Raw genomic sequence first — 4,857 nt, 5'->3', positions numbered from 1 at the left:
TCTTTAAATCTAGTGGAAATAAGGAATATTTTTTAATGTTATTCAATAAATATTTAGAAAACAAAGTTGAAGTACTAGCTTATTGTTTACTAAAAAACCATTTTCATTTCGTCATAAGATTAAATGAAGATGAACAGATCGTCACCCAATCGCTCTCAAACTTTTTCAATGCCTATGCAAAAGCTTTTAACAAACAACAATCCCGAACTGGAAGTTTGTTTGAAAAACATTTTAGACGAAAACGCATTGATTCTGAAGATTATTTAAGAAATGTCATCATGTACGTTCATAATAATCCAATACATCACGAAATTACGACAGAATTAAATGATTATAAATATTCGTCTTATCAATATTTTACTGAAAACACCAATCAAGCCGCTGTACAAATTGAGAAAAAATTTGTGATAGAATTGTTCGATAGCTTAGAAAACTTTAAAATCACACATCATGATTTTACCCCAAATAATTTTTTGAATATGGAATTACAAAAAGAAGAAATAGCAAGTTTAGATCTGCAAGGTTTAAGGTTAGATCTACAAGGTTCGATTTTAGACCTACAAGGTTCCCAAAACCTTGCAGGTCAGGGAGAACTTGCAGGATTATCAACAAAAGACAAATTTTACAATTACATACTTAATCTTCAAGATACGATCACTTCAAAACTTGAAGCAGTAGATGGCAAATCAAAATTTAAAGAAGATCTCTGGGAACGCCCTGAAGGCGGTGGTGGCCGTACGCGCGTTATTGAAAACGGTCATGTTTTTGAAAAAGGAGGTGTCAATATTTCTGCAGTTCATGGAAAATTACCCGAAAGCATGCAGCAATATTTTGGAGTAAAAGATGCCGATTTTTATGCCTGTGGCTTAAGCTTGGTACTCCATCCAAAAAATCCGATGGTACCGACCGTTCATGCCAATTGGCGTTATTTTGAAATGTACGATCAAGATGGAACCATGGTAGATTCATGGTTTGGTGGCGGACAAGATTTGACACCTTACTATTTGTTTGATGAAGATGCCATTCATTTTCATCAAATTTGTAAAACGGCTTGCGACAAACATCAACCTAAATTTTACGAGCTTTACAAAAAGAAATGTGATGAATATTTCTGGAATGCACATCGGCATGAAGCACGCGGTGTCGGCGGTTTATTTTTTGATTACTGCAAAGCAAATGATGACATGACCATGGACGATTGGTACAACTTTGTCACTGAAGTTGGCAACAGTTTTCTGGAAGGTTATATTCCAATTGTCGAAAAACGCAAAGACTTATCCTATTCTGATGAACAACGTAAATGGCAAGAAATTAGACGTGGTCGTTATGTTGAATTCAATTTAGTTCATGATAAAGGCACTTTGTTCGGATTAAAAACCAACGGACGCATTGAAAGTATCTTGATGAGTTTGCCGCCACACGTACAATGGATTTACGATTATCACCCTCAAAAAAATAGTGAAGAAGAAAAACTGATTCGCGTTTTAAAAAACCCAATAGATTGGATTGAATTTTAAATATTACCACAAACTTAATACTCAAAAACATGTATCCTTTAAGAAGAAATAGAAGATTAAGAGCTAATGAAGCCATCCGCTCGTTGGTAAGAGAAACAACAATTTCGCCCAACGATTTTTTGGTTCCGCTTTTTGTAATTGAAGGCGAAAACCTAAAAGAAGAAATTGCATCCATGCCCAATTACTACCGTTACAGTTTGGATCTGCTCGAAAAAGAGGTCAAGGAACTTTGGAACATGGGGTTGAAATCTGTTTTATTGTTTGTCAAAGTTTCCGAGTTTTTAAAAGACAATATAGGTTCAGAAGCCATCAATCCCGACGGGCTGATGCAGCGCGCCATTAAAACGGTTAAAAATGCGTGTCCGGACATGCTGGTCATGACCGATGTTGCTTTTGATCCTTATTCCATGTACGGGCATGACGGCATTGTAAAAAACGGAATCATTATTAATGATGACAGTGCCGATCTGATGGCACAAATGAGCATTTCACATGCCAGAGCAGGCGCCGATTTTGTAGCGCCAAGTGATATGATGGACGGGCGTATTTTGGCTATCCGTGAAGCATTGGAACATGAAGGATTTGTGAATACCGGAATTTTAAGTTATTCGGCCAAATATGCGTCGGCATTTTATGGCCCATTTCGGGATGCCTTAGATTCTGCTCCGGTAGCGATAAAAAATATTCCCAAAGACAAAAAAACCTATCAAATGGATTTTGGCAACCGATTGGAAGCTCTTAGAGAAACCCAAATGGATATTGATGAAGGTGCAGACATTGTCATGGTAAAACCAGGATTATGCTATTTGGATATTGTGCGCGACATCAAAAATGCAGTCGATGTTCCTGTTGCGGTGTATCAAGTTTCTGGCGAATATGCCATGCTCAAAGCAGCCGCCGAAAAAGGATGGCTGGACCATGATGCCGTGATGATGGAACAAATAATGGCCATAAAACGTGCGGGTGCCGATATCATCGCTTCTTATTTTGCAAAGGATGTAGTTCGACTCTTAAATACATAAAAATCTCATATCATCACAGATTTTCATTCGCAAATCCATTTATAGACATTAAAGAATTGGTTATTATTCGAAATAATATCATATATTTACTTTCGATTAAAATGAAATAACCTAATTCTAATTTTGAATCAAATGGATGACATCGATAATGAAATTATTCAAATGTTGCGCAGAAATGCGCGCGAATCTTTTGCAACTATTGGCAAAAAAGTAGATCTTTCAGCACCGGCTGTTGGAAAACGTGTGAAACAATTGGAAGAAAAAGGCATAATCTTAGGCTATTCTTTAAAACTCAATGACGAAAAACTGGGCATCAATACCAAGGTTTATATCAATTTAAAAATTCATCAATCGAGTACTTTAAGAACCGCCTACAACCAAATTATTCATCAAGATGAAGTGCAGCGTTGTGACCGGATTACGGGCGAAGACAGTTTATGCATTCTTGCCTATTTCAAAAACAATAAAAATCTGGTCACTTTTATTGAGCGCATTTCACAATACGGTGTTCCGACCACGAGTATTATTTTAGAAAGCTAGGTAAAATGGAAACTTGCATCATCAAATCACCATTAGGTTTTACCAAAATTGTTGGTGATGAAGACGGCATAACCTCCATTTATATATTAGATTCTGACGAAAAAACAACCGATATTATTCCCGAAGTCCTTGAGGACTGTGCGCATCAACTCCGTGAATATTTTGAAGGTAAACGCACACAGTTCGATTTGCAAATAAACTTGGAAGGTACTGAATTTCAAAAAAAAGTCTGGAACCAATTACAGACTATTCCCTATGGAAAAACGATTTCTTATTTGCAGTTATCCCAACAACTGGGCGATGTCAAAGCCATACGAGCAGTTGCCAATGCCAACGGTAAAAATCCACTGTGGATTGTTGTTCCCTGCCATCGGGTTATTGGAAGTGATGGTAGTTTAACAGGTTATGCCGGCGGATTGCATCGCAAACAATGGTTATTGGAACATGAAAACCCTTATAAGCAACAATCCTTGTTTTAAAACTCACAAGTTTTATCTCGACAACCCTATCGGGATTGTGAAAGCTTCAGTATAATCTTGTTATGTAATTATTGAAAGATTATTCCCTATATTTATTCCACTAAACACCAACCTTATGACATTTATTAAAAAACTCTTTAAATGGATTTTTATCCTTATCGTTCTCATCGTAGCTGGTTTATACATTACAGACACTGATTATTTAATAAAAGCAGCACGAACCATTTACCTTAAAGGTCACACGACAGCTTTTTTAGAAGATTACAAAGAATTTGACAATGAAGTAGTTGCCAATGGATTATCACAACCTTGGCCAAACCATGTCAATTACAATTCGGTAAAAGAAACAGAAACGCTTCAGAAACTCAATAACGATTTGGGAACTATTGCCTATGTCATTATTAAAAATGACAGCATTTGGTTTGAGAATTATTACGATGGATTTGATGAAGATTCCAAATCAAACTCCTTTTCAATGGCCAAAAGTTATGTGTCCGGATTGATGCAAAAAGCTATTGAACAAGGACAAATTAAAGGACTGGACCAACCTGTTGGCGATTTCTTTCCGGAGTTTAGCGAAGGACAAGCCGCAAAAATGACCGTTGGCGATTTATCGTCCATGAGTTCTGGCACCAACTGGGACGAAGCTTACTATTCGCCTCTATCCATCACCACGCGCGCTTATTTTGATGACGATTTAGCCAAGGTAATTTTAGGATTAAAAATGGAAACTGAGCCTGGTAAAAAATATAAATACGCTAGTGGTGACACCCAACTTTTAGCAATGGTCATCGAAAAAGCAACTGGCAAAAAACTATATGATTATCTATCAGAATCGTTTTGGAAACCTTTAGGTTCTGAAAATTCAACGCTTTGGCAAGTGGATAGTGCAGAGAATGATCTGGTCAAAGCCTACTGCTGTATTGCCAGTAATGCCAAGGATTTTGCACGTTATGGCAAATTGTTTAAAGATCATGGCAAATGGAATGGCAAACAAATTTTAGATTCGGCATTTGTAGCCAAATCCATAACACCACGTTTTGCCGAAAGCCCAGAATATGGCTATGGCTGGTGGCTGATCCAAGATTATAAAGGGAAAGACTTTTTTATGATGCGTGGGCATTTGGGTCAATATGTGATTGTACAACCCGATGACAATATGATTGTTGTACGTTTAGGGCATCGCTCCTTAAAGGTTGACGAATCAGAAGATCCGTTTAACGAAGATATTTATACCTTTATTGATGAGGCTTATGCAATGCTAGGAAGTAAATCTTAATAGCTGAATTTTTAATTCTA

At 37.0% G+C, this 4,857-nt stretch carries 5 protein-coding genes; all 5 read left to right on the top strand.

The window, feature by feature from the left end; genetic code table 11:
• The first annotated feature begins 632 nt into the window (after positions 1–632).
• Entirely contained in the window at positions 633–1,517 is an 885-nt protein-coding gene (gene hemF, locus VNJ50_RS14265; protein ID WP_325582967.1) for an oxygen-dependent coproporphyrinogen oxidase, read from the top strand.
• 29 nt (positions 1,518–1,546) lie between these two features.
• Positions 1,547–2,539: a porphobilinogen synthase gene (hemB, locus tag VNJ50_RS14260; RefSeq protein WP_325582966.1), complete on the top strand. Its 993-nt coding sequence runs from the start codon at positions 1,547–1,549 to the stop codon at positions 2,537–2,539.
• A gap of 132 nt (positions 2,540–2,671) precedes the next feature.
• Positions 2,672–3,079 (top strand): Lrp/AsnC family transcriptional regulator, encoded by a 408-nt coding sequence (locus VNJ50_RS14255; RefSeq protein WP_325582965.1) that lies wholly within the window; start codon positions 2,672–2,674, stop codon positions 3,077–3,079.
• Between the two features lie 5 nt (positions 3,080–3,084).
• Positions 3,085–3,558 carry a methylated-DNA--[protein]-cysteine S-methyltransferase gene (locus VNJ50_RS14250; RefSeq protein ID WP_325582964.1) on the top strand — a complete coding sequence of 158 codons (474 nt, stop codon included), beginning with the start codon at positions 3,085–3,087 and terminating at the stop codon, positions 3,556–3,558.
• Between the two features lie 115 nt (positions 3,559–3,673).
• Complete coding sequence (locus VNJ50_RS14245) at positions 3,674–4,837, top strand: serine hydrolase (RefSeq protein ID WP_325582963.1); 1,164 nt, start codon at positions 3,674–3,676, stop codon at positions 4,835–4,837.
• The last annotated feature ends 20 nt before the right edge of the window (positions 4,838–4,857 follow it).

This window comes from Gelidibacter sp. (assembly GCF_035577925.1).
In the GTDB taxonomy this organism is placed as follows: Bacteria; Bacteroidota; Bacteroidia; order Flavobacteriales; family Flavobacteriaceae; genus Gelidibacter.
This window is presented reverse-complemented; position numbering and strand designations above follow the sequence as displayed.

What these genes read in the sequence shown, in the direction of transcription:
- VNJ50_RS14255 (WP_325582965.1), top strand. Translation starts at nt 2,672, where the DNA reads ATGGATGACATCGATAATGAAATTATTCAAATGTTGCGCAGAAATGCG.
- hemB (WP_325582966.1), top strand. Translation starts at nt 1,547, where the DNA reads ATGTATCCTTTAAGAAGAAATAGAAGATTAAGAGCTAATGAAGCCATC.
- VNJ50_RS14250 (WP_325582964.1), top strand. Translation starts at nt 3,085, where the DNA reads ATGGAAACTTGCATCATCAAATCACCATTAGGTTTTACCAAAATTGTT.
- VNJ50_RS14245 (WP_325582963.1), top strand. Translation starts at nt 3,674, where the DNA reads ATGACATTTATTAAAAAACTCTTTAAATGGATTTTTATCCTTATCGTT.